The organism is Photobacterium sp. GB-50 (genome assembly GCF_003026755.1).
GTDB lineage: Bacteria > Pseudomonadota > Gammaproteobacteria > Enterobacterales > Vibrionaceae > Photobacterium.
Map to the genome: position 1 here is coordinate 353343 of NZ_PYNX01000002.1, position 25784 is coordinate 379126.

The window sequence follows — 25784 nt, forward strand, 5'->3', positions numbered from 1 at the left end:
TTAAATTCCGTGATAAAAGCGATTTATTATTGTTCATTGGGCTGCTTTTGATTATCCGTTAGTGTTTGAATGCAAAAGGACTGACGAAACAGTTAACGGTAGTGAGGTAATTAATATCATCTATTTTCGATGAATGTTCAACATGTGAAAGGTTAAAATTTGTTAACTTTTCTATCGTTATTTTATTCAGTATTTGTATTTTAATTTCTTATAAAACAAATTGTTATATTTTATCTGTTGGAAAGGGGGTTTTACTAATTGACTATCAATGAGTAATTGCGAATAGAAAGTGAACAGTGCAACTAAAATTAAATATTGTTTAGATCGTAAACAGGTGTGAAGTAGATGTTTTACTATTAAGCAAGTTTCAATTATCTTGACCAACTTATCTTATAGAAGAAGTGGCATTGTGATGACTGAAGTAAAAAACCTAACAATCGAACAGCTTGAGCAATACGACAATTTAGTAATTACGCAGCCGAATTGTCCGTTTTGTGTGAAAGCAAAAGCACTACTTGATGAGCGTGGTATCGAGTATACAACACTTGTTTTAGGACTAAATTTATCAAAATTAGTGATGGTTGATTTCATCGAACAAAAGGCAGGGCTAACGGTTCGTACTGTACCTCAAATTATTTTAGATGATAAATATATTGGCGGTCATGACGATTTAGTCGCTTTTCTTGAGCGCCAAGTTGAAGCAACTGAGTTTGATGATTTTGAATTATAAAAATGGGCTGAAAAGCCCTTTTTTATATCTATTAATAGTACATGTATGAGCTGACCTTATGAAACTCGATTTTTCTCAATTAAACAAACAGGCCAAACAATCGTTTGGTGACCAACAAGCTATTATTAAAAAAGTGATGCAAGGTAAAGTAGTTAACTGTAAAGAATGCGATCAATCATTATTCTTAGTTCCACCTGAAAAAAGCGAACAACCAGGGATTGCATGTAAAAAAGGCTGTACTCATATTCATTTAGATTTCGCCTAGTTAAGGGGATATTTTAATTGTAGGGTGTATAAAAAAGCACCATTGAATTGTTTTTTTTAGGTAAGTATTCCCACATTATTGATAACGAGTGTTACGGAGTTGCACACTATTTCTAGCAAATCGGCATTCTCAATTTCTATTTTTATATTGCTAGTTAATGCAGTGATTAATAATAAAAAGCTATTTACGGAAGTGAGATAACTTTGATAGCTGATAATTTTATAAATTTAAGCTTAAGTTATAACATCATGAATTAAAGTATAAAAATAACTACGATGATAAAATTATATTTATCAGCCAACGATAAAAAAACAGTCTAAAGTTGATAGGGTAGTAGTTAGAGTACAATGAAAAGCATTATTAATTTTACACACTGATATCATTATTTTTTATGGGATATGGTGTTTTTTATAACAAATGAATTGTTTTTAGACGATTAAGCCATCTATTGACAGTTATTATGATGAAATGGTTATATATTGCCGCTCAGATTTTATTTACAGGACTAAGTATTGATGGTTTGAGTTGTAATCATAACGGGACTTTATAAATGAGTAAGCACGATAAATATAGTATTCATAATACCGACTATACAATTGGACAAGATAATGTCCAAAAATGGGGCTTTGATGTCCATAATGCGGTATTTGGCGTTAGTGCAGGATTAATTGTTCTCTTTTTAGCAGCAATTCTTATCAGCGATCCTGCAACAGCAAAAGCAGCGTTAGATAGTGTTAAAAATGCTATCGTAAATAAATTCGATACCATGTTTCTTTTAGCGGGAAACTTTTTTGTTATTTTTTGTTTAGGGCTCATCATTTCTCCTTACGGGCGTATTCGCCTTGGCGGTAAAGAAGCTGAATCTGAACATACAACCTTATCTTGGTTATCCATGCTGTTTGCTGCAGGTATGGGGATTGGTTTAATGTTTTGGAGTGTTGCCGAGCCTGCCGCGTATTATACCGGATGGGGTGGTTCAACACCGCTAAGTGTGACACCTGAAACGCCAGAGGCCTTTAAAGTCGCGATGGGTGCAACTATGTACCATTGGGGTTTACATCCATGGGCTATTTACGGTGTTGTTGCGCTTTCTATGGCATTTTTTGCTTATAATAAAGGTTTACCACTTTCTATTCGTTCGGTGTTTTATCCTATCCTTGGCGATCGTACTTGGGGTTGGGCTGGCCATATTGTTGATATTCTTGCTGTGCTTGCGACGCTATTCGGTTTAGCGACATCATTAGGGCTAGGGGCTCAGCAGGCGGCAAGTGGTATCAACCACGTATTTGGTACTCATGGTGGTTTGGGATTACAGATTGGCATTATTATTGTCGTTACTTTAATTGCCATCTACTCAGTAGCACAAGGTATTGATTCTGGCGTTAAATTGCTAAGCAATATCAATATGCTGGTAGCATTAGTTCTTCTTGTTTTTGTCGGCGCCGTTGGTTTTACTGTTTCTATGCATACAATCCCAACAACGATTGTGGGGTATGTAGAGAACTTCATTCCACTCAGTAACCCATTTGGACGTACAGACCAAGCATGGTTACACGGTTGGACAATTGTATACTGGGCATGGTGGATTTCATGGTCACCATTTGTAGGTTCATTTATTGCACGTATCTCAAAAGGTCGTACTGTTCGTGAGTTCTTAATTGCTGTCTTGATTGTGCCGACTGTGGTTACAACTGTTTGGATGTCAGTATTCGGCGGTCAAGCCATTCACCAAGTGATGGATGGCATTGGATCGTTAGGAAAAAATGGTATTACTGAAGTGCCACTGGCGATGTTCCAGATGTTTGATGCACTACCTTTTGGTACTATCTTATCTGTTATTGCTGTTTGTCTTGTTTTAGTATTCTTTATTACTTCATCAGATTCAGGCTCATTGGTTATCGATAGTATTACTGCAGGTGGTAAAATTGATAACCCTGTGGCACAACGCGTATTTTGGGCTGTTATTGAAGGTTTAATTGCGATTGCATTGTTGTGGGTAGGTGGTACTCAAGCAATTCAAGCGCTTCAAGCTGGCACTATTTCAACGGCACTTCCGTTTACTATTATATTATTGCTAATGTGTGTAAGCCTATTGCTTGGCTTTAGAACAGAAAAGTACAAGTAAAATTATAAGGGTGATTTAGCCTAAAATGGTAATAAAAACCGCAGTGTTCATACTGCGGTTTTTTTTTATTCCCAAATTTGATCAATTGGCGTATCGGGGGGGAAGTGATATGCGATTTGAGCTTGTAATAGCTCAGCTGTCGCTAAGGCATCTGTTAACGCGTGATGAGGTTGGTAAGCGGGTAATCCATATCGAATTCTACATTTCCCTAATCGAACTGAACCTGGCTTTTTCCCTTTTAATCTCGCCCAAATACCACTGTATTGCTGGTTTTGGATAAATGATTCAAGCGCTAAAGTATCAACAACAGGAAACTGGATACCTTCGTTTAATCGCACTCGTAATGCCTTATCCATAAACTGTCGTTCGATGGCTTTGTAATGCACCACTACGACTTTACCTGCTAAAGAATCTAATACCGCTTCTAAAATTCGACGTATATCTGGCGCCGTTTGTACATCTGAGTGTGTAATACCATGAATGATGACGGAGTCTTCATCTAGTTTTGCTTTTGGCTTTACCACCCAATGCTGTGATTGTCTGCAATAAATACGATTGATGGTGAAGGGAACAAGCCCGACACTAATAATGTCATCTTTGTTAGCATTGAGCCCTGTTGTTTCAAAATCTAAAGCAACAAATTCAATGTCCTTTAATGGGGTATCACCACTAAAAATACCATGTTGATAATATTGTTTAATTCGTTGGTCTTTAGCATCATGGGCAAGTTCCGCAAACTTTGTTTGCCAATCCACTATCGGAGTATTACGAATGAAGTGGGTTGATGATGTTTTTTTGAATACTTCTCTAAACATGCTTCGTTACCCTTAACGTGTTGCTTGATAGCGATATTTCACGAAGTTTTGGGCTTTACTTAAAATTTGGAAAGCATCTTTAAGATTACGGCGTTCAAAATCGGACATATTTTCAGGCTCAATACTATTATCAGGTTCTTGTCCTTCTTCAACATCCAATGCTTGATGGCGAATACGGACCAATGAAATATATTCCATGGCATCGCGAAGATCTTGAGCACGTCCCGGTGGTAAAATTCCACTTTCAATAATATCGTCCAAACGTTCGAGCGAATTTTGTGAACGTGAACCTACCGCAAGGGCATGGACACGAATCAAATCTGCTAATGGCGCTGTACCACGACGTTTTAGATTAATCGAGTTATTATGACGTCCATCTTTTTCCATTACGAAATCTTTAAAGAAGCCTAATGGTGGCGTGCGATTGATTGCGTTGCGTGCAAGGCAAGCTAAAAAGCGAGGGCTGTTACGGGCACGACGAACAATAAAACCATTAAGTTGTTTAGCCCAACGTAATCTGCCCCAAACACCGCCTAAGTCAAAAAAGATAGAGCTATTTAATAACGCTTGAGGTTTTGGATTATCAATCCAATCAGCAAAACATTGTTCCCATTCATGTCGGGTTTTTCGCCATTCTGGATTTGTCGCCATAATGCCGCCAGTACAATAGGCATAACCACATGCAGCAAGGCCATCACAAACAAAAGTCGCAAGTGCTTCAAAGTACGCATTATGTTTATCATGATCGAAGGAATTATCTAAAATAATGGCGTTATCTTGGTCTGTGACGATGAGTTGTTCATCTCGTGCCATAGAGCCTAAGGCCAAGAAACAGTATTGAATAGGTGGTGGACCGAGCTTTTCTTCTGCTAATTCTAATAAACGCTGTTTAAAGCTGCGTCCAATTTCTGCCATTGCGCTGCCAATCATGTGCGAGTTAGCGTCTTCATTAACCATGCGCACAAAGCAGTCTTTAACTTGTGCTGATAATTGAATGAGCTCTTCTACAGATTGCTGCTGATAAATACTACTAACGAGAAGTAAGCTATTTTGCGATTCATAGCGAACAATATCAGAAACGCTAATAACACCTATTGGTTGTTTGTTTCTAAGTACAGGCAAATGGTGAATGTTATAACGCAGCATAGTCAGCATCGCTTCAAATACATAGGCATTATGATCGAGTGTAATGGGTTCTGCTGTCATGACTGAAGAAACAGGCTTTGAGGTTGAAATACCTTCGGCTAATACTCGGGTACATAAATCACGATCAGTAATAATTCCCGTGACATAATCGTTTTCATCATCGTCATCGGTAGCATTACTGTCACTGAGTAATAATGCAGAAACGCCTTCTTCAGCCATTGTTTGTGCTGCCGTTTGAATGGTTTCGTTTTGATCAATGATGACGGCATCACGAGTGATCAAAGTTCTTAGTTTTGATGTCGTCAGATCATTTTCATCATGTTGGCTTGATACGGCATGACGTAAACGAGCCCCATCTTCAACTTCAACGAAATCCGCAAAGCTATCGTATTTATCGCAAAGTTCAATAAATAGAGTATTGGGAATACAGTAGAGTAGAGTATCTTCTAGCGCTTTTGCTGGCATTCGGACTCGGTTGTTCATCAACAAGCCCATTTGGCCGAAAATATCACCTTCATCAAGACGATTGTAGAGCTCGCCCTTACGGCGGTATATTTCAACAGCACCACTTCGAATTAAAAACAGATCATGAATGCTATCGCCAGTATTCAATATCATGGTGCTCGCACGGTAATAAGCGACTTCGACTTCAAGAGCAAGTTGATGAAGTTGCTCTTCTGGCAAAGTATCAAAAGGCGGATACTGTGAGATAAAATTGAGAATTTCTATTTGTTCCGCTTCCATTACATCTTCCGTTATTTAAGGCAAGTATTTAGTTGGCGTTGGGTATTCAATGATCTATTGCTTATTAAAGCTAAGAAAGCGATTAAGTAATAGATAGATGAAAGTTTAACGTATAAATGAGGTTAAAGCATACGGAAGAGGAATTAAACGCTTGTCACGGCTACAAGCGTAAAAGATAGGTCAAATTATTCTGAAAATTGAATTACATCAAGAGATAAGCAATACAGCCGCTACCGATAAGGCGCGCCCCAGAGAAAAAACACGCTTCAATTTTGCTTTCAATTACCTCATCAATCTCATCATATTTTACTGTTAGAAACGAAACGGCAAAACCTACCGACATTGCAAAAAGAAGAACAGCAAGATCAAATAAAAAGGCTTGAATCCATGTACATTACATACCTTAGTTAAATAACGTAATAATATATAATGATGAGATCTTGCCGACAAAAATAGCATAGATAATCATCAGTATTTAAGTCGTTTCTTTTAAATAATGAGACAAAAGTATCTTCGCAGTAGCTATCTATTTTCATCGAAGAGAGCTGATAAAACGTCATTAATAACGTTAATCATGGAGATTGCATTTATGCCATATAATGAACTGAAAATACTTTAAATCTAGATGATTGTATTATCAATATTCGTCGTATTTGTATTAGGCTTTAATAAACAACATAACGATGAATATGAATGGAAGCATAATCTTAGATATCTGACGATGGGGTATCCGTATGAGAATTGTTTTCTTTGGTGAAGCGCTTGTTGAAATAAATAACACGACTAAGTATGCAACGTATGGTGGAGATGTACCCAATACAGCCTTGTATTTGTCTCGGCTTGGACAATCTCGAGCTATTTCTGTCAGTTATGCGACTGCCGTAGGGACTGATAAGTTATCACTATCATTATTATCGTGTTGGCAGCAAGAAGGCATTGATACGAGTTTAGTCCGGTATCTTTCGACTAAATTCCCTGATCTTTGTTATATCGAGACAGATAGAGAAGGGCACTGTTACCGCCATTTTTGGAATAAAGATAATGCTGCTCGTTATTACTTTTCAAGGGAGTCATCACCACTTGAAATAGCATTAAGTAACTATAACTATCATGCTATTTATATCAGTGCAGTAAGCTTTGCATTATTAACCGATGAAGCAAAAGCAGCGTTATTGGTACTGTTAGAAAAATATAAAATAGATGGCGGCAAAGTCTATTTTGATAATCGATATCGGCCTCATATGTGGACACCACAGCAAGCAAGATACTGGATATGTCAGTTATTACCATATATAGACATTGCTTTCATTGAGATAAAAGACGAACAACGAATCTGGGGCACTAGCTTTGACATTATTGAACGCTATAGTCACTCGAACTGCTGTGAATTAGTTATTAAACAATATAGCGACCACCCGATAAGCGATCTTAAAGCCCTTCATACTCAAATGAAGATATCTGTGATCCAACCAATAGGGCAGACGACGGATTATATTGCAGATAATGCGTTTATTGCAGGATATCTGGCCGGAAGGATTAGCGGTAAAAGCATTCGCCATTCACTTAATCTTGGAAAAGAGCTGACTTTAAAAGTACAGACTCATTCTAAAGCAGTGATCCCTGCTGCAGCAATGCGAGATATGATGTAACGCAATGATGTTTTTACATCTTATGATGACCAAATCACAGGCTGAATCATATAATTTGGTTGTAAAATAATCGCTTAGCATTATTTTTTAAAAAATAGTATTGACTCAAAAGCTACATTACGTAGAATGCACCCCATACCGAAGAGCAACTCACTCCTCGGTGTGAACAAAATGGCGCGTTGGCAGAGTGGCTATGCAGCGGATTGCAAATCCGTGGACCTCGGTTCGACTCCGGGACGCGCCTCCATTCTCTTTTGAGAATATTATGCGACACTAGCTCAGCTGGTAGAGCGCAACCTTGCCAAGGTTGAGGTCACGAGTTCGAACCTCGTGTGTCGCTCCAAATTAAAAGATATGGCGAATAAGCGGTATCTATAGATGGTGTCTTACCCATCGCAAGTAATTGCGTGCCCTGGTGGTGGAATTGGTAGACACAAGGGATTTAAAATCCCTCGGCGTTCGCGCTGTGCCGGTTCAAGTCCGGCCCGGGGCACCATCTTTATTTTACCTATTAGGTAAAAAAGAAAAAATAGAATTAAAAGATATAGCGAATAAGCGATATCTACAGATGGTGTCTTACCCATCGCAAGTAATTGCGTGCCCTGGTGGTGGAATTGGTAGACACAAGGGATTTAAAATCCCTCGGCGTTCGCGCTGTGCCGGTTCAAGTCCGGCCCGGGGCACCATCTATAAAGAAAGCTCATCATTAGATGAGCTTTTTTTTCGTCTGTAATGTGAGTACATCAAATAAAAAAGAGCCGAAAGGCTCTTTTTTGTTATTTATCGCTATCAGTGCCGAAACGAATGATGCAACTTTTAGCAAATTCGGTTGCTTCGTTCGCTGTCCAATCACCTTTTGGTTTTTCTTTTAATTGGTTACACCAATCTTCACTGCCCACTTCCGGTGTACATGCAGAAAGTAATGTTACAGCACCTAATAAAATAAATAACTTCTTCATAAACATCCTTTATTACTGATTAATTATCAGCTTCAGCGTTAAATTTCTGCGATTACTCACAATGCCGTAAGAATGGCTGAAAGGTCACGTATTAGCAAATTTTAAAAAGTGTTTTATGTGATAATTATGTAATATTTCAATAACAAAGGAAAAGGCTGGTTTGCTAAATACCAATACTCTGATGCTTCGGAGGGCTAAGATAATTATTGATAGTCCGTGATTTGGCATGATTGTAAGGAGGGCATGATGAAATTAAATTGTGATATGGGCGAAAGTTTTGGTGCTTGGAATATGGGAGATGATGCAGCAGTGATGCCATGGATCAATATGGCGAATATTGCGTGCGGTTTTCATGCATCCGATCCGACAGTGATGGCAAGAACGATTGCTTTAGCTAAACATCATGATGTGATCATAGGTGCTCACCCTGGGTATAATGATAAAGAAGGGTTTGGACGACGGCCTATTCCCCATACGTTGGATGAAATCAGTCATAGTGTGGCTTACCAAGTCGGGGCGTTAGATGCGTTATGTCGGCTGAATGCTGTATCTATTACGTATGTGAAGCCTCATGGCGCGTTATATAACCAAATGATGCAAGATCCTGAAATTTTCGAAGTCATTGTTTCAACGATCGCAAAACTTAATACTTCCCGTGTTCTTCCTCTTTCTCTTATGGTCCTGTCACGAGCAAATAATGAGGCATATATTCAAATAGCCAGACAAAAAGGTGTTTCTTTACTTTTTGAAGCGTTTGCAGATAGAGCTTACACAGCCGATGGATTATTAGTTCCACGACATGAAGCTGGTGCAGTACATCACCATCCTGATTTGATAAAAGCGCAAGTATTACAACTCGCTCAAGGTAAAGTGAGAACCCAGAGTGGGAAATTATTAACATTACAGGTTGATACCATTTGTGTGCATGGTGATAACCCTGAATCAATTGCAACAATTAAAGAGATCGCCCTGTTATTGCAGTCAGCAAATGATAATAAATAGGACGTTATTATGCTTATTAGTCGGTTAACTGAATCAGCCATGATGGTGGAATTTGGGCAGAAAATTACCGCTGAAACAACAGCCATGATTGCTGATTACGTGACGTTTATTAAAACACAATATAGTCGTGAATTAATCGATGTTACTCCCTCGTATACTAAAGTGATGTTACATTTTCGGCTGGACTGTAATTGTTATTCTTTATTGGTTGCGGCAAGTGAGCAATGGTTTGCTGATCATCGACTAAGTTATAAAGGCTCTCGCCATTCAACATCAAAACTGCATCAATTACCTGTTTATTATCATTCAGATGTTGCGCCAGATTTAGCTACTGTCGCCGCTCATAGCCAGTTAACAGAGCAACAAGTCATTACTCGACATAGTGATAAAATCTATCAGGTAGGTGCAATAGGTTTTACTGCTGGGTTTGCTTTTTTATCTTCGGTGGATGCTGAAATCGCAATGCCTAGACTGTTGTCACCTCGGCTTCAAATACCAGCAGGAAGCGTCGGTATTGCCGATAACCAAACCGCAATATATCCCGATCAAAGTCCAGGAGGTTGGCATATTATTGGTAATTGTCCGCAATCCTTATTTTTAGCTGATCAGTACCCGTTATCTATTTTTTCAATTGGCGATCAGGTGCAATTTTTTGCGATCACCAAACAAGAATTTTTAGATCTAGGAGGGCAGTTATGGAAGCGTTAGAGATCATTGAATCAGGGATGCTAATGCAGTTGCAAGATCTCGGTCGATATGGTGTGGCAGAGCATGGATTAAGCCAAGGTGGCGCAATGGATCTTCATGCTTTCTGCTGGGGGAATTTATTGTTAAATAATGATCCTAATGCAGCTCAAATAGAGATCACATTAGGGCAAGTCAGTTTTAACGTTCTTACCGATTGTACTATCGCTCTCACTGGTGCTGATATGCAAGCCAAGATTGATGGGAAAAAGGTTATGCCCTGGCAAACAGTACGCTTATTGCGTGGGCAAGTATTGCAGTTAGGCTATGCACGTCAGGGGTTAAGAGCATATTTAGCCATTGACGGTGGATTTTGTGTTAAAGAAAGTCTAGGTAGTGTATCGACAGTCGCTAGGAATCATCTGGGCGGTTTTGATGGTACGGGGCAGTCACTAAAAGAGGGGCAACGACTTTCTAAATATGGTGGAAATAACGTTTATCATTTTCAAGCAGTACCCGCACGCTATATACCCCATTATGCCGAAAAGTTAACGGTATCTATTATTGAATCATATCAAGCAGAGTGGTTTTCTTCACAGCAAAAGCAGCAGTTTTATCAGTCAGAATATCAAGTGAGTCAACATAGTGATCGCATGGGCTATCGGCTTGTAGGGGAAAAGATCCTCCCCAATAAGATGACATTGATCTCTCAACCTATAGCAAAGGGAGCGGTTCAATTTCCTGCATCAGGAGAGCCCATTATTTTACTCAATGATCGACAAACGTTGGGAGGATATCCTATTTTAGGTTGCATTACTCAGCGCGATCTTAATTTGGTTAGTCAATTAAAACCGGGAGATTCAATCCGATTTTCACCATTAAGCCCAGAGCGATTTGAACTTGAGTTACAGAAATGGTTTACTTTCTGTCGATTCTTTAATGTTTTCAATTGTGGTAACGAAAAGAAAGAAAGGTGATTGGATGTATATTTTCGGCTATGGAAGCCTGATCAATAAATACTCGCGAAACCGTACAGGTAATACTGGTAAATCTTATCCTGCATTAGTGCATGGTTTACAGCGTTCATGGGGTAATGTTGATGGCAGTTATCCTATCGCACCTTTAGTCGTAAAGCCGGGACAAGGTGTCTGTAATGGCGTGTTAATTGAAGTTGATGAAAAAGGTTTGAGAGACTTTGACCAAAGAGAACATGGTTATCAACGTATTCAAATTACTGCACAACAAATTGAATTGTTAGAAAATACGAAGCTCACATTATCAGAACCAGTTTGGGTGTATATCAATAATAGTGCTTTACCACCTTGTCAGCAGTTTCCTATTACACAAACCTATGTTGATACGGTTTTAGCGGGATGTTTATCTATTTCACATCAATTTGCAGAGATGTTTATCGCAACGACGACAGGCTGGCAATACCCTTATCAAAATGATCGTCATTCGCCTAAATACGGCAACTTAGCTGGCGTTTATGATGTTGATAGAAAGCAGATTGATATACTCATTGAAAATACGATTTCAGGTAATTAACGATCTGCTTATCGTTATCATTTAAGCGAGATCTACGGTGGCAAAACCGAATAAAAAAGGGCCGACAAAAACAGTTGATATCTTTTGTGCTAAATGTAAAACGCTCTTATTTAAATATCGAAAAGGTGGAAAAGGGGCGTTAGTAAAATGTTTTAAAGAAAGAATTGTAAAAGATTTTACGATTGAATCTGCAATATGCCCTGAATGTGGTGTGGTATTCGCACGAGATGCATTAGTAAGAGGTACACCTGCATTTAAAATCATTGGTGGCAAAGTGACGATGAAATAAATAAGAAGCCGAGTTATAAGTCAACTCGGCTTCTTGCTACCAATGAGGATTACTTTTTGAATAACTGCTTTGGTGGGCAATCAATCTTTTTACTCATAAGTACCGCTTCTAAATCGACAATTTTACGGTGATAAGTTGCCTTTACGAGTTGATAATCAAGTGATGGCGCAAACCATAATGAAAGTTGGCGATCGCTTTTTCTCGTTTGATTAACCCTAATAGTATTTAGAGTACCAAAATTAGTATCGATTGTTTCATTACCCACGACTGCAAAGTAGTAGTGGCTAGTTTCGTCACTATTTTGCATGATGAAATCAAAGTTCTTTTTACCTTCAATTAAATCAAGACGCATTTGGCTACCAATTGTGTCTCCATCAAGAATAGGCGCGAAAGCATTGGTATATTTCTGCGTTTTTCCATCATCAGTCACTGTAGAGTTATGGCCATCGTTACTAAACGTTACACTGACATTTCCTGCCATTAGTCCAGTGATCGTTCGTTGAAATTTATCCGTGATGAAGCGTTGAGCAGCATCTGACCAATGTAATTGAGTATGAGAGTGCATTTTTGATTTAGTGATTAAAACATCAACCTCACTGTTGGTATAAATATCAGCGTTATCACCTTTCCAAACAATGTGACGTTGATAATGACCAATTTTCTGACCTTTAAAAAAGATATTGTAATTTAATGTCTTTTTACATTGATGAAATTGGTTCGGAAAAGAATAGGTGGCATGACTTACTTTTTGTAGTGCTGTTGAAGGATTACTTGTCGGTGCTGCAATGGCTGTTACACTCAATAAAGATAAAACCGACGTAGTAAATAAAGACAATAAACGCACAGGTACTCCTAAACATTTAGATATAACGAACATTAGCGTTTTATAGTTTAACAGGTTTGGTAACAAGATGATCAAGTAGCATGTGTTTTATGCACCAAGCCACTTCGATTATATAGATCATTCTGCAAATGTCTTTTTCAGCGTAATAATTAATAATAGGACTGAAATGAAATAAAAAATTAATCTATTATTAATTCCTTTTAAATCATGTGGTTATGATTTTGATTGTAAACGGTCGTAAAGATCATCTTTTAATTAAAAAATAACGTGTTGTTATTTAAGAAATTTTATCTCGAGGTCTATACCTGTCTGTTGTGACACTAGTAATACAGTTATTTGACGTTTAGTGTTAGCGCGCCTATTTTTTATACGTTTATGTCTAAAGAAAGAGGAGTGTGTGATGAAAAAAATGAACTCGTCATATCGATTACAAATTATCAAAGAAGTTGCAACTCGGCATCAAATGAAATCGACAGGTGATCCTATGGCGATGCACATATCACAGCTACTAGAAAGTCATAATAATGAACACCCCATAAAGCCAATAACAACATTTGATGATAGTCATTATGATGACAATGCAGGCGGTTGGGTAAGCAATTTATGGGGTAACGAAAAATAAAACAGGATAATTATAATCACGGGAAGTGATGGATGAAGTACGATGATGATCGTAGCTTTTTTGATACATTGAGATCATCGATGAAGAATGCTTTTTTCTTAGCCTGTAACTGGAACAAATTTTGTGTCTGATGTACATTGCGGTGTCATTATATATTTAGGCTAATTGATGAATTACACCGAACTTGATAATTACACGCGTAAGTGGATTTTTACCCATGCTTCGATGCCTGTTCCTACGACAGATCTTGAGCAAATAAAACCGTTAACCCAAGCGCGTTCTTCGCAATTGTGGCAGGAACATATTAGTAAACAGAGTCCGGATTCTGATCACTTTGAGCACGGTGATTGGGCGGCAGATACAAAAAACTGGTCAGAGCCTGAAGATTGGCAAGATGCTTGGGATAACGATGATGATGCATCATTGCCAGCTGCTATTTTGACAGCTTTGCAATGGGAAGATAATACAACGATTTATTTTTGCTACGAAAAGTACAATATTGTAGAAACTAAATGGGGTGTATTTAAACGTAACTGGAAAAACTTTTTGTTTTTTGATGATGGTCCAATTCTATTGGGTCGCAAACAAAAACAAGCGCTGTGGTTTCAATCCAATGGTACTTATCAGTTAGCATCACGCCCATAATTTTCTAACGCCCTGTAATATTTATTTCTTTTTAAATTACAGGGCGTTGTTATTTATGTTTTTTCTTCAATGGGCTGTAATTGTTTTATGATCTGTTGAATATTTTTTAATGCGATGTGTAAATTATTGCTTGAAGAATGAACCGAGCCTTCTTTTGTTATTAAAGGTTGGTTTAATGGCTCGCCTAACGCAATAAAAAAACGTGCACTGTGGTTTGTGGTTGTGACGGTAATGGGTAATTGCGAGTGAGCAAAAATTCCCATTTGATTCGGATGTAGTTGATTATTTGCGATATAGGCGTGACCTGAGCGTAAATAAATAAAACCTGCAACATGGGTCTCTGGTGGTGTAAATGTCCAACTACCGTATGACGTGACAATAATATCAAGATAGATAATATTGCAGTTGTGTTTTATTGGGCTTTCAACACCATTGTAGTGACCAATGAGTACTTTTGTTGTCGCGTGTGTGCCTTCAACGAGAGGTAGTTTTTTACTGGCAATATGAGTGCTTGATGGCGCAGTCATTTCTCCTTCTTTCTCTGAAGGCGAAGCGGTCCACATTTGAAACGCTTCTGCGATCCCATTGTGTGGTTTCATCAGTGATTTATGTGCCATACCATAACCACAGGTGGTGAGGTGAATATCACCCGTTTGAATGTGATTTTTACCGTTAATACTGTCATCGTTTTGGATTGATCCGATAACGGGATAGCTGACAGCATCGATACCTGAGTGGCCATGAAAACCTAGTTCATTATGTGCTCGGTTAGTAGATAAATAATGATCCCAAAGGATAAAGGGGTTGGTATCAGGAAGATGCGGGGTATCGATATAGGTGACGATGGCACCGTGTTTTATGCCGTGCCGAATTACTGCAATTTTTCTAGTCATTGCTATTGTTACCTGTTTTCGTAAGGCTAGAAAACAAGCCTATGTATCATGCCATTACAAATTAATATTCAACTCTTCTTTAGCCTAGTTGCTTACTCGCCGATCTGCCGCATTATTAGCAACAAAAATTTGGTTACTGGTAAAATGAAAGTTGAATATTAAACGTTTAACATTTATTTGTATTACAATAATCAACATTAAATAGATACTCAATATTGACGAAATAATAGGAAACACGAATGACTTTTTCTTTTGGTGGCTTGTTTAAACAGCAAGCATTTATTAATGGCCAATGGAGTGACGCCTTTTCTGGTAAAACGGTAAATATTACTAATCCGGCGACAAATGAAGTTATTGGTCATGTTCCACTTATGGGTGTAGAAGAAACCAATATTGCGATTGATGCGGCAGATAAAGCGTATCGATTGTGGTCAAAAACAACAGCGAAACACCGTTCGATGATCTTACGTCAGTGGTATGAGTTAATTGTTTCACACCGTGATGAATTAGCTCATATTCTTACTGCCGAACAAGGTAAGCCACTGGCTGAAGCGAAAGGTGAAATTGCCTATGCGGCGAGTTTTGTTGAATGGTATGCCGAAGAAGCTAAGCGTCTAAACGGTGAGATCATTCCAAGCCATAAAGAAGACGCCCGTATTTTAGTTTCTCGCCAGCCTGTTGGTGTGGTTGCTGCCATAACACCCTGGAACTTTCCTGCAGCAATGATCACACGTAAATGTGGTCCAGCTTTTGCTGCGGGTTGCTCCGTGGTATTAAAACCAGCCCCTGATACCCCTTATACTGCATTCGCCTTTGCAGAGCTCGCGCATCGGGCGGGCATTCCTGCTGGGTTGTTTAATGTTATTACGGGAGATGCCGTTAAAATTGGCGCAGAGCTTATGAGCAATAAGCGAGTTCGCAAAGTTTCATTCACAGGCTCAACGGCAATAGGTAAGCTTTTGATGGCACAATCAGCCGCTACTGTTAAGAAAGTATCTTTGGAGTTAGGTGGTAATGCGCCATTTATTGTGTTTGATGATGCGGATTTATCTCGCGCGATTGATGGGGTAATGGTTTCTAAGTTTCGTAATGCAGGGCAGACATGCGTATGCACTAACCGTATTTATGTTCATAGTGATGTGTACCAGCAATTTGTAGAAAAGCTAGCAGAAAAAGTGTCAGCACTAACGGTTGGCAATGGTGTTGATAATGGCGTAACCATAGGTCCGTTGATAAACCGAGCTGCGGTTGAGAAAGTCGAAAAACATATTAACGACGCTATGATGAAAGGAGCTAACCTTGTCATAGGTACACGAGAGTCTTCAACAAACTGCTTTGTTCAGCCTACGGTGCTCAGTAATGTAACCGATAATATGTTAGTGGCGAGTGAAGAAACCTTTGGCCCGTTAGCTGCTGTGTTTAAGTTTACGGATGAGCAAGATGTTATTACACGTGCTAATAATACTGACTCAGGACTTGCTGCTTACGTTTATACCCAATCATTATCACGCGCTTTTCGTGTGAGTGAAGCACTGGAATATGGCATGGTCGGAGTGAATGAAGGGTTAATTTCTACAGAGCTCGCGCCATTTGGTGGGGTAAAAGAATCAGGTATTGGCCGAGAAGGTGCGCATCAAGGTTTAGAAGAATATACTGAGATGAAATACACCTTAATGGGTGGCTTATAGCATTTTGTTATTCTTTTAGCGTTATGTCTAGCGAGCTGAGTTACACTGCGTTTCTCAGCTTTCTTCTTTCTATTCTTCTTGGATACTATTTTCCATGGTACGTATTAGTACGACGCCTTCATTGTCTGCAATAAAGCCTTACAGGATTATTTTCACTTTATTTCTTATTCTCTTTTTTTCGTTCCCAGCTCAGGCTGTTCCATTGGTTGGCTCAGCATGTTTGATCCGTCACGGTAATAAAGTTGTCGTTATAAAAGAAGAAATATCAGGGAAATTGGCTTTACCTGGCGGTCGAATTGATCCTATGAATAGCCCTGAGCAGGCTGCTGTACGTGAAGTCTATGAAGAAACTGGCATTCATGTTGACGCGGTGAAGTTGCTAAAATTACGGGGTAACACAACGTTATTTGCGTGTGTAGCGAAGCAGCCCATTCCAACAACAGTGATCTCGCCTTATACCCAACCGTTAACAACGACAGAAAATGATGATTTGTTAATTAGTACTTGGCAAGCGAAGCATTTTACCAAAGAGGTGAAGTGTGCATATTTACTGTCAGCTGAAAACATTACGCCAAAAGATTATCGCTATCCTAATGATGTTCCACTGATCCAACACTTATTATCACAAGTACCCAATAGTGAAATTACAACCAATGCCGCAGACTACCAAGCGGTGAGTAGGTTACATCAATGGGAGCTGACACAGATTCAGTCATTTCAACAAGAAATCAAATCGCTGCCTGATAGTTACCAATCACTTTTTCAACGAGTGCTATCTGTGTTTAACTTACCCGGTGAAAAGCTGTTTATTGGCTTGTTATTGCTCGTTGTTACCGTCGGTTTTGGTGTCACAGCAATGTTGTATTTATCAAGCGTTCTTGTGACTGTCACTTTTATTGCTTCGGTAATGAAATTAGCGCTAGCATCACCTCGTCCATTTTATATTTGGCCAGAGTTACAACAAACAGCAGCCAGTGGCTTTGGTTTGCCGAGCGGCCATACATTAATGGCAACGGTACTATGGGGATTGCTTTGGTACAATTTGCCGTTGTTGATTCATCGCTATCGACCCCACTTGACTTCAAACCTAACGACGTTTCGCTTTAAGACACTGCCGCTGTTGATTATTGCGATTAGTTTACAAGCTATCGCAAGGGTTTGGCTCGGTGTGCATTTTATCTCAGATACCGTACTTGGCTTGAGTGTTGGGATAATGCTTTTAGCTTTGTTTATTTGGTGGCAACGTTCAGGCTCAGCCTATCAGCATGTGCGTAATTGGCGGTTTTGGGCGCTACTTAGCGTGATAATTGCTGTGGGTGTGAGCTATTTTCAAGTCCCTCAGCAAGTGTATTTATTAGCCTGTACGCTTGCAATGAGTGCCGCTGTCTTTATTGATAGAGGTCAATCACGACAGACAATTACTTATACTCAAAAATTGAAATTAGCAGTGATGCTACTTGGTTCTGTATTGGCGATTGGATTTTTGAGCTCATTATGGGTAGAGATCGTAATAAGTACAGTCGCTATATTATTGATAAAAACATTAGCTATTGTCGTCATGGTTATGGCGTGCGTATTGATGACTGCGCATAGCTATCGTTTGAAATAAGCACCTTCAAGGCGGAAGCGGAAGTGACAAGCAAGGATTGTTTGTTTTGTTCTATCGCGTTGTAAGGTAAAGTAAAGTGATAATAATATCTACAATTGATGTGCCGATGATCGAATTTATAACGATCAGGCTATAAATATTAAATGAGAGAAGGCCAGTAGTCGTAGGACACGACTCCGCTATAAGTGATAGCGTACACTGGAGAAGGAGCACAATGTTACCAGCATTAACCCATCAGCACAGTATCGAGCAACTGGTGCTTTCATTCCTTGACGATTTATCCGCGGCAGGTTTTCGAGGCGAGATAGAGAAAACCTATGCGAGTCGACTCGCTGTTGCAACAGATAATAGCGTTTATCAAGTTATTCCTCAGGCGGTTATCTTACCTAAAGATATCGATGATCTGGTGTTAATTGGTCAAATTGGTCAACAGAAAAACTATCAAAAAATCACCTTTTCTCCTCGTGGGGGCGGTACGGGAACCAATGGCCAATCATTAACGCCTGGTGTGGTTGTCGATATTTCACGCCATATGAATAAGGTACTGGAAGTTAATCCTGAACAAGGTTGGGTTCGAGTACAAACAGGTGTCGTAAAAGATCAACTTAACGATGCGTTACGTCCTCACGGTTATTTTTTCTCTCCTGATTTATCGACCAGTAACCGCGCTACCGTGGGCGGTATGATTAACACTGACGCCTCGGGTCAAGGGTCGTTAAAATACGGAAAAACGTCTGATCATGTATTGTCGTTAACGGCAGTCCTTGTTGATGGTTCAGTATTAAAAACCGAAGCGTTAGATGAAACGCAAATAGAGTCGATATCAGGTGATGATCTCGCTGCAAAAGTTGTGAAAACCTCAGCACAAATATGTCGTGAAAAACGCCAGCAAATTATCGATAAGTTTCCACCTCTTAACCGCTTTTTAACGGGTTATGATTTAAAAAATGTTTATGACGATGAACTAACACAATTTGATATTGGTCGTTTGTTGTGTGGTGCAGAAGGTTCGCTTGCGTTTATTGCAGAAGCGAAACTGAATATTACGCCGATCCCGAAATCACGAACGCTTGTAAATATTAAATACGATAGCTTTGATTCAGCGCTACGTAATGCGCCAATGATGGTTGAAGCCAAAGCGCTATCGGTAGAAACCATCGATTCCAAAGTATTGAATCTCGCAAAACAAGATATTGTTTGGAACACTGTTAGTGACTTATTAACCGATGTGCCTGGCAAAGAAATGCTTGGGATTAATATGGTTGAGTATGCAAGCAACGATATTGCCGAGAACCAACAACAAGTAAAAGCACTGTGTGAGCGACTCGATGCCATGATAACGGCAAATGAAGCAGGCATTATTGGCTATCAAGTTTGTGAAGAGTTGGCGAGCATCCAAAAAATTTACACTATGCGTAAAAAAGCCGTGGGTTTATTGGGTGCAGCAAAAGGTAGTCAAAAACCTATCGCATTTGCGGAAGATACCTGTGTACCTCCTGAAAACTTAGCTGATTTTATTGCTGAATTCCGTCAGTTACTTGATGAAAAGCAATTAAATTATGGCATGTTTGGTCACGTTGATGCGGGTGTTTTACACGTTCGTCCGGCACTTGATATGTGCGATCCAGAGCAAGAGCGCTTGATGAAAGAAGTCTCTGATCAAGTTGTTGAGCTAGTGGCAAAATATGGCGGATTGATGTGGGGCGAGCACGGTAAAGGCTTCCGCTCTGAATATGGTCCGGCTTTCTTTGGCGATGAGTTATTCACAGAGTTACGTCGAATAAAATCTGCGTTTGATCCACACAATCGTTTAAACCCGGGTAAAATTTGTACGCCATTAGAGAGCGATGATCAATTAGTGAAGGTTGATGATCGAAAGCGAGGTTTTTTTGATCGTCAGATCCCTATAACAACGCGAGATAGCTTTAAACAAGCGATGGAATGTAATGGTAATGGCTTGTGTTTTAACTATGACACCAGCTCGCCTATGTGCCCATCGATGAAGATCACCGCAGATCGTCGCCATTCTCCGAAAGGGCGAGCAGGACTGGTTCGCGAATGGCTACGTCAATTAGCAGAGCAGGGCGTTAATGCGGATGAGTTAGAACATAAGTTATTGACCACGACACCGACGATTAAACAGATCATTGATCGTCTAAAAAATACTTATGGCGAACGTCGTAAGCAATATGATTACTCCCATGAAGTGATGGAAGCGATGAATGGCTGTTTGGCATGTAAAGCCTGCGCAAGTCAATGTCCAATCAAAGTAGATGTTCCAAGCTTCCGCTCACGCTTTATGAATATCTATTACAGCCGCTATCAACGCCCAGCGAAAGATTATTTAGTCGCGTATGTTGAAAACTATTTACCGTTAATGGCTAAAGCGCCAGGGGTGATGAATGCCTTAACACGTCCGGAGTGGTCGAAAAAACTCACTGAAAAAGCGATTGGGTATGTTGATATGCCGTTATTGTCCTTGCCGACATTAACCGAGAAACTTGATGGACACCATGCGCTGCGTTTTGATCTGCAATGGTTACAAGCGCTGTCAGAGCAAGAGCGTCAGAATTATGTGCTGATTGTTCAAGATCCGTTTACCAGCTTCTATGATGCTGAAGTGGTAAAAGATTTCATTATTTTGGCTGAAAAACTGGGTAAAAAGCCAATTTTAGTGCCATTTAAACCAAATGGTAAAGCGCAGCATGTAAAAGGTTTCTTGCGTCAGTTTGCGAAAACCGCTCGTAACACGGCTGATTTCTTGAATCAATTAGCCGTGCTCAATATTCCAATGGTGGGTGTCGATCCTGCACTTGTACTTTGTTACCGCGATGAATACGCTGAAGTATTAAAAGAAACCCGTGGTAACTTTGAAGTGTTAACCGCACATGAGTGGTTATTACCCTTATTGCCAGAGTTAAAGCAATATAAAGCGACAGAAGAACAACCTTGGTATTTATTTGCTCATTGTACTGAAAAAACCAAGATGCCTAATGCTGAAAAGCAATGGGAGACGATATTTAGTCACTTTGGTATAGCGCTTCAATCTGTTGCGGTGGGTTGTTGTGGTATGGCTGGTACATTTGGTCATGAAAAAGATAAGTTAGAGACCTCTAAAGGGGTGTATAACCTAAGCTGGAAACCCAATATCGATAAATTAGATCCTTCACGTTGTCTGGCTACGGGATACTCTTGTCGAAGCCAAGTAAAACGTTTTGAGCACATTAAATTTCAGCACCCTGTACAAGTGTTATTAAAAACGGTGCAAGAAGCTTAATTATTGATAAAGCGAAGACACTAAAAAAGCGAGCTGATGCTCGCTTTTTTAGTGTCTGATGTAATAATGATATTAGTCGTTATTTGGTGCTAACCAACGGTATACCCAACCAGCTAGAACCGCACCGATAAGAGGCGCAACCCAAAACATCCAAAGTTGAGATGTTGCCCAGTCGCCAACGAACAAAGCAGGACCTGTACTACGTGCAGGATTAACCGATGTGTTTGTTACAGGAATACTGACTAGGTGAATAAGTGTTAGCGCAAGACCAATAACTAAACCTGACATTTGTGGTGATGCTAGCTTGTGGGTCGCACCTAAAATCACAAACAGGAACATAAATGTCATCACTACTTCAGTAACGAAAGAAGATAATAATGAGTAGTGACCAGGTGAATGCTCGCCATAACCGTTTGATGCGAAACCGCCAGCGAGATTGAAACCAGCGTGGCCACTTGCGATAACGTAAAGGACAGCAGCACCAGCGATAGCACCAAGTACTTGAGAAATAATATAAGGGATAACGTCACCTGTAGGGAAGCGATTACCCGCCCATAGACCAACAGTTACTGCTGGGTTTAAGTGGCAGCCAGAAATATGACCTATCGCGTATGCCATAGTTACAACAGTCAAACCGAATGCTAATGCTACACCGAGAAAACCGATGCCTAAGTCAGGATAAGCAGCAGCCAAAACCGCACTACCACAACCACCAAGCACTAACCAGAATGTACCGATAAACTCGGCAACCAACTTTCTCATCATATTTCTGTTCCAGATATTATAAAAACGACGCACATAATGGATTAAAAACACCGTTCTATCTAGCGGTGTCCATTTAATTTAAAGATAAATTATCATTATTTATCTGAATTCACAGAAGTGAATGACTAACTATAAGTGTAATTAAGTGTAGTGATTGATTTGTGATTAAACATTACAAATCAATGAGTTAGTTGCTAGTTGTAGCATTGATTACTATGCGGTATTTTTTTAAGTGGCTGTGTTTTATTCTGATTAAATAAGTTACGACTATCAGCAATTAATTCACAATGGGTCTCTGTCCAGTGTCGTCATTTAATTACACCATCATGAGTTTCAGTTAAAAGGGGGGAATTTTCGCCTCAGTCACCGCAATGGGCATACATAATACCGTCACAATATTGAAGATCTGGCTGGTGGATATGGCCGCATATAATTCTATCAACCGGATTGTTTATTGCGTGACTAATCGCAGCTTGACGAAAACGAGCAATAGCTTGGTGCGCTTTATCGATCCTTTACTTTAAATATGTAGCTAAGGACCAATAAGGTTTATTTAATTGACAGCGACTATGGTGTAGCCAGCGATTGAGAAAAAGCATGAAGTCATAGCCTTTATCTCCTAAATAATTATGAAAGCGATGAATGGTGATCAAATCATCAAATTCATCACCGTGTAACGCCAGTCTTTTGTTTCCAGTCGCTGTGGTATGAGTGTATTGGCGTTCGAGTTGTATATGACCAAAATCGTAGTGAAGAAAGTCACGGATTTTTTCATCGTGATTGGCTGGAATGTAGATGATCTTACAATCGTGGTGTGCTTTATCGAGTAATAGGTTTAGTAATGCATGGTCAATAAGAGCGATTTCTTTGAGGCCATAAATCAATAATATCACCCACTAAAATAATGGTTTCAGCTTGGTTATGTTTAAAAAGTTGAGGAGGTAATCAATTTTACAATCACGGTTACCTAAATAGAGATCAGATAGCCATAAGGTGCGATAGCTATTGATATTCATGATTCCTCAACACTCTGTTTAGGATGAATTTTAACGCTATCGCGGTTTTATGACTTTTAAGTGGCTATTTAATTAATTTCTAATCACTTTCATCAAACAAGTAAGCTTCTATTTGCTCTGAAAGCCATTTAATGACAGGTGTTCGGCGCGATTCGGTTTCTACAACCTCACCATAAGCTTGCCAGTTCATTGCTCGGTTATACTTGATGACTTTAAGTGTGCCGTCGCGCAAGTAATGATTAATTAGAATCGCAGGTAAATAAGACCAACCGGTTTGATCTAGCACCGCATCACGAAGGTGTTCGTAAAATGATAATGCAATGTATTTACCAGCCTTCGGCGTAACAATTTTCAGGTTTTCTTCGTCGATGTATGCTACGGCAATTTCAGTGAAACGCTCAAGATCGGCTGCTGTCACTTTACGTAATTGACTAAGCGGATGATCTTTATGGGCAACGGACATCATGCGAATTTGACCTAAATCGATCTGATTGACGCGTGACAACTGATGGGTATCTGGTAATAATCCATAGGCGACATCAACAAGATTTTGGGTCACCATTTCTTCTAGTTCTTGTGGCGGAGCACTATAAATAGAGACACTGGTTTGGGGAAATTGTTTACGAATATCACGCAGTAGTTTACGCCACACAGCTTCTGGTAATGAATCATCACGTGCGATACGAATGCTGGATTCAACACCGGCTAAATGCTGATCACAGCGGGTTTCAATATCACGGGCAATGAGTAGCATTCTTTCGAAATCATTAGCAATTGCATCACCGATACTGGTGGGAATTATTTGGTTTCCTGTTCGATTTAAAAGCGCAATACCGAGTTCATCTTCCAGCGCACTTAAAGCGGCACTGACTGTAGTGCGGCTTTTTCCTAATTTTCGTGCGGCTTCTGCAATAGACCCTGTCTTAATTGCATACAAATACATCTCAATCTGATTGGTTCTCATGCAGAATTTTGCCCGTTAAATATACAAACCTATATGCTCATATTAGCGACGAATAACTTGTCGCTCAGAGATTATATTATTAATCTAAGTCACAGTATTATGTACCTAGGATAATTCAACAACAAAAAACGACGAATAATTTGTCGATTGAGGTATATATGTCTAGCAAGATACAACAAGAGCGTGGATTGCTATTGTTGTCAACAATATCATCATTTTCATTTGCAGTAATAGGGATTGTTTTAGGGTCTATTGTTGGCTCGTTAGTAATTGTGTTTGATGGTGCCTATTCACTCGTCAGCTTAGCGTTAACCATGTTATCACTGGGTGCTGCGCATTATATTCATAAGCCTGAAGTGGATAAGACAACCCCTCAATTTGCGATGATTGAGCCTGCTGTTATTGCGATTAAAGGTTCTGTTATTGCCATTATGTGTTTATGGTCTTTTTATTCAGCCGTTGAAGCAATTTTAGCGGGTGGTCGTGATATTAATGCGGGCGTTGCACTTGCATTTGGTATGGTAAGTGTTACTGGCTGTTATGCGACTTACCGTTATATTAAGTTGAAGAGCGAGAATATTGAATCAGCGTTAGCCGATGCTGAAGCAAAACAGTGGATTATGGACACGGTGATCAGTGTTGCTGTACTTGCTGGTTTCTTTATCGCTAAATTATTAATGATGACGCAGTATGCTGGATATGCAGTCTATGCCGATCCAACAATGGTTGTATTAGCGTCGATTTATTTCATTATTGTTCCTGTAAAAATGGTATGGCTTTCAGTACACGAACTACTAGAAATTCATGGTCAGCCAATGGCACATGTAATGAGTAAATAAAGAGAGTAAACGAGATAAGGCCAGCTTTATTGTTTGATAGAGCTGGCCTTATTTATTATGCTATACAACGACTAACGTCCCAGTAAAAGGGTATCTTCAATTTCACGGTAATGTGTTGCGGTATTGATAAGTGATGTTGCTGTTAAGCCCGGTACGCCATACACTTCAACCTTGGTATTATATTTGGTCTGTACTTTATCAACTAACAAATCAAAGTCACCATCGCCTGAAAGTAAAATAATACGATCAGCATCTTGTGCATGTTCGATAACATCTAGTGTAATACCCACATCCCAATCTCCCTTAGCAGAGCCATCACTGCGTTGGATAAATGGTTTTAGTTTTACTTCAAAGCCAATCGCTCGCAGAATATTTTGAAATTGTCTTTGCTTTTCATCTCCTTTATGGATGGCATAAGCGTAAGCTGCGATGATTTCTCTATCTTGTGAAACTTCCGCCCAAAAAGCATTGTAGTCGAAGTTAGCACGATACTTTTCTTTGACGGTGTAGTAGATGTTTTGTACATCAACAAATATTGCCACTTTTTCCACGAGAATTCCAAATTGGTTGAATTTAAAAGCTATGTTGAAGAAATGACGAGGATAATTCAACTGTTATTGAACAATGTGTTGTTATTGTTGGTTTTTTATTCAAAGAAACATAACG

At 39.4% G+C, this 25784-nt stretch carries 24 protein-coding genes and 4 tRNA genes; 19 read left to right on the top strand and 9 right to left on the bottom strand.

Annotated features, from left to right (window positions below; genetic code table 11):
* Positions 1 to 412 precede the first annotated feature (412 nt).
* The 3 genes from C9J41_RS04205 to C9J41_RS04215 all read left to right on the top strand — a co-directional run bounded on the left by C9J41_RS04205 (position 413) and on the right by C9J41_RS04215 (position 3120).
* A complete protein-coding gene (locus C9J41_RS04205; protein WP_107206262.1) occupies positions 413 to 730 on the top strand; it encodes a glutaredoxin domain-containing protein in 318 nt (105 codons plus the stop codon).
* Positions 731 to 788: 58 nt separating this feature from the next.
* Entirely contained in the window at positions 789 to 995 is a 207-nt protein-coding gene (locus C9J41_RS04210) for a hypothetical protein (protein WP_105059910.1), read from the top strand.
* A gap of 550 nt (positions 996 to 1545) precedes the next feature.
* On the top strand, positions 1546 to 3120 hold the full coding sequence (locus tag C9J41_RS04215) for a BCCT family transporter (RefSeq protein WP_107245973.1): 1575 nt from the start codon (positions 1546 to 1548) through the stop codon (positions 3118 to 3120).
* A 65-nt stretch (positions 3121 to 3185) separates the two neighbouring features.
* Here C9J41_RS04215 and C9J41_RS04220 read toward each other — a convergent pair whose 3' ends face one another.
* Together C9J41_RS04220 and C9J41_RS04225 are read right to left on the bottom strand one after the other, a co-directional pair.
* Positions 3186 to 3935: a 3'-5' exonuclease gene (locus C9J41_RS04220; protein ID WP_107206264.1), complete on the bottom strand. Its 750-nt coding sequence runs from the start codon at positions 3933 to 3935 to the stop codon at positions 3186 to 3188.
* Positions 3936 to 3947: 12 nt separating this feature from the next.
* A complete protein-coding gene (locus C9J41_RS04225) occupies positions 3948 to 5825 on the bottom strand; it encodes a DUF294 nucleotidyltransferase-like domain-containing protein (RefSeq protein ID WP_107206265.1) in 1878 nt (625 codons plus the stop codon).
* Between the two features lie 734 nt (positions 5826 to 6559).
* Here C9J41_RS04225 and C9J41_RS04230 point away from each other — a divergent pair.
* The 5 genes from C9J41_RS04230 (at position 6560) to C9J41_RS04250 (ending at position 8160) form a co-directional block, all read left to right on the top strand.
* On the top strand, positions 6560 to 7474 hold the full coding sequence (locus tag C9J41_RS04230; RefSeq protein ID WP_107206266.1) for a PfkB family carbohydrate kinase: 915 nt from the start codon (positions 6560 to 6562) through the stop codon (positions 7472 to 7474).
* Positions 7475 to 7647: 173 nt separating this feature from the next.
* Positions 7648 to 7721, top strand: a tRNA-Cys gene (locus tag C9J41_RS04235).
* A gap of 20 nt (positions 7722 to 7741) precedes the next feature.
* A tRNA-Gly gene (locus C9J41_RS04240) sits at positions 7742 to 7817 on the top strand.
* A 66-nt stretch (positions 7818 to 7883) separates the two neighbouring features.
* Positions 7884 to 7970 (top strand) — tRNA-Leu (locus C9J41_RS04245).
* Positions 7971 to 8073: 103 nt separating this feature from the next.
* Positions 8074 to 8160 (top strand) — tRNA-Leu (locus C9J41_RS04250).
* A 90-nt stretch (positions 8161 to 8250) separates the two neighbouring features.
* Here the strand turns inward: C9J41_RS04250 and C9J41_RS04255 are convergent.
* Entirely contained in the window at positions 8251 to 8433 is a 183-nt protein-coding gene (locus tag C9J41_RS04255; protein ID WP_005368573.1) for a DUF3012 domain-containing protein, read from the bottom strand.
* Positions 8434 to 8679: 246 nt separating this feature from the next.
* Here C9J41_RS04255 and C9J41_RS04260 point away from each other — a divergent pair, with 246 nt between their 5' ends.
* Genes C9J41_RS04260 through C9J41_RS04280 form a run of 5 tightly spaced genes read left to right on the top strand, consistent with a single transcriptional unit; the run spans position 8680 to position 11956 of the window.
* Positions 8680 to 9435, top strand: a complete 756-nt coding sequence (locus tag C9J41_RS04260) for a 5-oxoprolinase subunit PxpA (protein WP_107245978.1) — start codon at positions 8680 to 8682, stop codon at positions 9433 to 9435.
* A 9-nt stretch (positions 9436 to 9444) separates the two neighbouring features.
* On the top strand, positions 9445 to 10143 hold the full coding sequence (gene pxpB / locus C9J41_RS04265; protein ID WP_107245979.1) for a 5-oxoprolinase subunit PxpB: 699 nt from the start codon (positions 9445 to 9447) through the stop codon (positions 10141 to 10143).
* Complete coding sequence (locus C9J41_RS04270; RefSeq protein ID WP_107294256.1) at positions 10131 to 11096, top strand: biotin-dependent carboxyltransferase family protein; 966 nt, start codon at positions 10131 to 10133, stop codon at positions 11094 to 11096. Before pxpB ends, C9J41_RS04270 begins: the two co-directional genes overlap by 13 nt.
* A 4-nt stretch (positions 11097 to 11100) precedes the next feature.
* The gene (locus C9J41_RS04275) at positions 11101 to 11667 is read left to right on the top strand and encodes a gamma-glutamylcyclotransferase family protein (RefSeq protein WP_107245983.1); all 567 of its coding nucleotides are present in this window, start codon (positions 11101 to 11103) and stop codon (positions 11665 to 11667) included.
* 37 nt (positions 11668 to 11704) lie between these two features.
* Positions 11705 to 11956 carry a hypothetical protein gene (locus tag C9J41_RS04280; protein WP_107259608.1) on the top strand — a complete coding sequence of 84 codons (252 nt, stop codon included), beginning with the start codon at positions 11705 to 11707 and terminating at the stop codon, positions 11954 to 11956.
* A gap of 49 nt (positions 11957 to 12005) precedes the next feature.
* On the opposite strand, the gene C9J41_RS04285 is transcribed toward C9J41_RS04280, so the two are convergent.
* Positions 12006 to 12800 (bottom strand): DUF3108 domain-containing protein, encoded by a 795-nt coding sequence (locus C9J41_RS04285; RefSeq protein ID WP_107206272.1) that lies wholly within the window; start codon positions 12798 to 12800, stop codon positions 12006 to 12008.
* Positions 12801 to 13200: 400 nt separating this feature from the next.
* Here C9J41_RS04285 and C9J41_RS04290 point away from each other — a divergent pair, with 400 nt between their 5' ends.
* Complete coding sequence (locus tag C9J41_RS04290; protein WP_107206273.1) at positions 13201 to 13422, top strand: hypothetical protein; 222 nt, start codon at positions 13201 to 13203, stop codon at positions 13420 to 13422.
* A 168-nt stretch (positions 13423 to 13590) separates the two neighbouring features.
* A complete protein-coding gene (locus C9J41_RS04295; RefSeq protein ID WP_107287116.1) occupies positions 13591 to 14067 on the top strand; it encodes a DUF2947 domain-containing protein in 477 nt (158 codons plus the stop codon).
* Positions 14068 to 14120: 53 nt separating this feature from the next.
* Here the strand turns inward: C9J41_RS04295 and C9J41_RS04300 are convergent, their stop codons facing one another.
* Positions 14121 to 14960: a pirin family protein gene (locus C9J41_RS04300; protein ID WP_107245984.1), complete on the bottom strand. Its 840-nt coding sequence runs from the start codon at positions 14958 to 14960 to the stop codon at positions 14121 to 14123.
* Between the two features lie 239 nt (positions 14961 to 15199).
* Between C9J41_RS04300 and C9J41_RS04305 the strand changes: the two genes are divergently transcribed.
* The 3 genes from C9J41_RS04305 to C9J41_RS04315 all read left to right on the top strand — a co-directional run bounded on the left by C9J41_RS04305 (position 15200) and on the right by C9J41_RS04315 (position 21534).
* The gene (locus tag C9J41_RS04305; RefSeq protein WP_107294257.1) at positions 15200 to 16648 is read left to right on the top strand and encodes an NAD-dependent succinate-semialdehyde dehydrogenase; all 1449 of its coding nucleotides are present in this window, start codon (positions 15200 to 15202) and stop codon (positions 16646 to 16648) included.
* 94 nt (positions 16649 to 16742) lie between these two features.
* Complete coding sequence (locus tag C9J41_RS04310; protein ID WP_107294258.1) at positions 16743 to 18257, top strand: phosphatase PAP2 family protein; 1515 nt, start codon at positions 16743 to 16745, stop codon at positions 18255 to 18257.
* A 214-nt stretch (positions 18258 to 18471) separates the two neighbouring features.
* On the top strand, positions 18472 to 21534 hold the full coding sequence (locus tag C9J41_RS04315; RefSeq protein WP_107294259.1) for an FAD-binding and (Fe-S)-binding domain-containing protein: 3063 nt from the start codon (positions 18472 to 18474) through the stop codon (positions 21532 to 21534).
* Between the two features lie 72 nt (positions 21535 to 21606).
* On the opposite strand, the gene aqpZ is transcribed toward C9J41_RS04315, so the two are convergent.
* The 3 genes from aqpZ to C9J41_RS04330 form a co-directional block, all read right to left on the bottom strand.
* Positions 21607 to 22296: an aquaporin Z gene (aqpZ, locus tag C9J41_RS04320; protein WP_199194428.1), complete on the bottom strand. Its 690-nt coding sequence runs from the start codon at positions 22294 to 22296 to the stop codon at positions 21607 to 21609.
* A gap of 518 nt (positions 22297 to 22814) precedes the next feature.
* Positions 22815 to 23183 carry a hypothetical protein gene (locus C9J41_RS21990; RefSeq protein ID WP_233217618.1) on the bottom strand — a complete coding sequence of 123 codons (369 nt, stop codon included), beginning with the start codon at positions 23181 to 23183 and terminating at the stop codon, positions 22815 to 22817.
* Between the two features lie 211 nt (positions 23184 to 23394).
* On the bottom strand, positions 23395 to 24279 hold the full coding sequence (locus C9J41_RS04330) for a LysR family transcriptional regulator (RefSeq protein WP_107206280.1): 885 nt from the start codon (positions 24277 to 24279) through the stop codon (positions 23395 to 23397).
* 158 nt (positions 24280 to 24437) lie between these two features.
* Here C9J41_RS04330 and C9J41_RS04335 point away from each other — a divergent pair, with 158 nt between their 5' ends.
* The gene (locus C9J41_RS04335; protein WP_107206281.1) at positions 24438 to 25118 is read left to right on the top strand and encodes a cation transporter; all 681 of its coding nucleotides are present in this window, start codon (positions 24438 to 24440) and stop codon (positions 25116 to 25118) included.
* Between the two features lie 71 nt (positions 25119 to 25189).
* On the opposite strand, the gene C9J41_RS04340 is transcribed toward C9J41_RS04335, so the two are convergent.
* Positions 25190 to 25669: an NYN domain-containing protein gene (locus tag C9J41_RS04340; protein ID WP_005368538.1), complete on the bottom strand. Its 480-nt coding sequence runs from the start codon at positions 25667 to 25669 to the stop codon at positions 25190 to 25192.
* Positions 25670 to 25784: the final 115 nt, after the last annotated feature.

Excerpts from the sequence above, each read along its gene's own strand:
- C9J41_RS04220 (WP_107206264.1), bottom strand. The coding sequence starts at position 3,935 with ATGTTTAGAGAAGTATTCAAAAAAACATCATCAACCCACTTCATTCGT.
- C9J41_RS04255 (WP_005368573.1), bottom strand. The coding sequence starts at position 8,433 with ATGAAGAAGTTATTTATTTTATTAGGTGCTGTAACATTACTTTCTGCA.
- C9J41_RS04260 (WP_107245978.1), top strand. The coding sequence starts at position 8,680 with ATGAAATTAAATTGTGATATGGGCGAAAGTTTTGGTGCTTGGAATATG.
- pxpB (WP_107245979.1), top strand. The coding sequence starts at position 9,445 with ATGCTTATTAGTCGGTTAACTGAATCAGCCATGATGGTGGAATTTGGG.
- C9J41_RS04270 (WP_107294256.1), top strand. The coding sequence starts at position 10,131 with ATGGAAGCGTTAGAGATCATTGAATCAGGGATGCTAATGCAGTTGCAA.
- C9J41_RS04210 (WP_105059910.1), top strand. The coding sequence starts at position 789 with ATGAAACTCGATTTTTCTCAATTAAACAAACAGGCCAAACAATCGTTT.
- C9J41_RS04295 (WP_107287116.1), top strand. The coding sequence starts at position 13,591 with ATGAATTACACCGAACTTGATAATTACACGCGTAAGTGGATTTTTACC.
- C9J41_RS04215 (WP_107245973.1), top strand. The coding sequence starts at position 1,546 with ATGAGTAAGCACGATAAATATAGTATTCATAATACCGACTATACAATT.
- C9J41_RS04315 (WP_107294259.1), top strand. The coding sequence starts at position 18,472 with ATGTTACCAGCATTAACCCATCAGCACAGTATCGAGCAACTGGTGCTT.
- C9J41_RS04230 (WP_107206266.1), top strand. The coding sequence starts at position 6,560 with ATGAGAATTGTTTTCTTTGGTGAAGCGCTTGTTGAAATAAATAACACG.
- C9J41_RS04205 (WP_107206262.1), top strand. The coding sequence starts at position 413 with ATGACTGAAGTAAAAAACCTAACAATCGAACAGCTTGAGCAATACGAC.
- C9J41_RS04310 (WP_107294258.1), top strand. The coding sequence starts at position 16,743 with ATGGTACGTATTAGTACGACGCCTTCATTGTCTGCAATAAAGCCTTAC.
- aqpZ (WP_199194428.1), bottom strand. The coding sequence starts at position 22,296 with ATGAGAAAGTTGGTTGCCGAGTTTATCGGTACATTCTGGTTAGTGCTT.
- C9J41_RS04335 (WP_107206281.1), top strand. The coding sequence starts at position 24,438 with ATGTCTAGCAAGATACAACAAGAGCGTGGATTGCTATTGTTGTCAACA.
- C9J41_RS04225 (WP_107206265.1), bottom strand. The coding sequence starts at position 5,825 with ATGGAAGCGGAACAAATAGAAATTCTCAATTTTATCTCACAGTATCCG.
- C9J41_RS04275 (WP_107245983.1), top strand. The coding sequence starts at position 11,101 with ATGTATATTTTCGGCTATGGAAGCCTGATCAATAAATACTCGCGAAAC.
- C9J41_RS04330 (WP_107206280.1), bottom strand. The coding sequence starts at position 24,279 with ATGAGAACCAATCAGATTGAGATGTATTTGTATGCAATTAAGACAGGG.
- C9J41_RS04290 (WP_107206273.1), top strand. The coding sequence starts at position 13,201 with ATGAAAAAAATGAACTCGTCATATCGATTACAAATTATCAAAGAAGTT.
- C9J41_RS04305 (WP_107294257.1), top strand. The coding sequence starts at position 15,200 with ATGACTTTTTCTTTTGGTGGCTTGTTTAAACAGCAAGCATTTATTAAT.
- C9J41_RS04300 (WP_107245984.1), bottom strand. The coding sequence starts at position 14,960 with ATGACTAGAAAAATTGCAGTAATTCGGCACGGCATAAAACACGGTGCC.